The organism is Gilvimarinus sp. 1_MG-2023 (assembly GCF_030548285.1).
The window spans coordinates 1-243 of record NZ_JAUOSC010001547.1; the positions used below are offsets into that span (position 1 = coordinate 1).

Sequence of the window (243 nt, forward strand, 5' to 3'; positions counted from 1 at the left end):
GTGTTGGAACGCCCATAAAAGGGACGATCACGCCACTGCGGCGCTCGGGTTCCTGATCCGGCAAAAAGCCCGCCACGCTCCCTTGCTGCAGCGTTTTGAACAACGCCCGTACGCCTCCGGCCGTGGTCGGCACCAGTGTCGCACCGGTGTTCTGGCGACGCTGTCGCATCCAGCTATCAAACTGCGGATTCTTTGCCGGCTTGAACATGATGGTGATCTGGCAGCGGTTACTGAGGTAGGTAT

At 59.7% G+C, this 243-nt stretch carries 1 protein-coding gene; it reads right to left on the bottom strand.

Features of this window, described 5'->3' with window-relative positions; genetic code table 11:
- A partial coding sequence (locus tag Q4563_RS23845) for an LpxL/LpxP family acyltransferase (protein ID WP_442903859.1) occupies positions 1–208 on the bottom strand: 208 nt, incomplete at its 3' end.
- Between the last annotated feature and the right edge of the window lie 35 nt (positions 209–243).